Annotated in this window: 1 pseudogene; it reads left to right on the top strand. The window is 68.1% G+C overall.

The features are described from left to right. Positions 1–173 precede the first annotated feature (173 nt). Positions 174–504: pseudogene (locus ELR45_RS38610) on the top strand (epimerase); the annotation flags it as partial.

The raw sequence follows: 504 nt of genomic DNA, 5'->3' as shown, positions 1-504 counted from the left end.
CGAGCGCATCGCGTGGTGGATCACCCTGACGGTCCTGATACTCGCCGCCGTCATCATGCTCGGCGCCTGGAACTGACGTTCCGGCCCGGTCGTCGCCGCCGATCGCTGGAGTGATAGCCACAGCGATCGGCGGCGTTCACCGCACAAACCTCATCGAGCACAGGAGAATAATCATGACCAGCACCAACACCGACCTGCACGTCGTCCTCGGAGCCGGACCGGCCGGCACGTCCATCGCCGCCGAGCTCGCCGGCCGCGGCCTTCGTGTCCGGCACGTCGCCCGCAGCCCGATCAACGGCGCCCCTGACGGCGTCGAGACCCACAAAGCCGACCTGTCCACCTCCGAGGCCGCGATCGCGGCGACCGACGGCGCTACCGTCATCTACCACGCGGTCAACGTCGCCTACCATCTGCAGGTCGACCTCCTGCCGGGGATCGCGGAGTCCGTCCTTGCCGCCGCCGAGCGGCACAGCGCCAAGCTCGTCGTACTCGACACGCTTTATC

The sequence above is a fragment of the Phytoactinopolyspora endophytica genome, from assembly GCF_004138495.1.
GTDB lineage: Bacteria > Actinomycetota > Actinomycetes > Jiangellales > Jiangellaceae > Phytoactinopolyspora > Phytoactinopolyspora endophytica.
The sequence above is the reverse complement of the archived record's forward strand: the minus strand, read 5'-3'. Positions and strand labels throughout refer to the sequence as shown.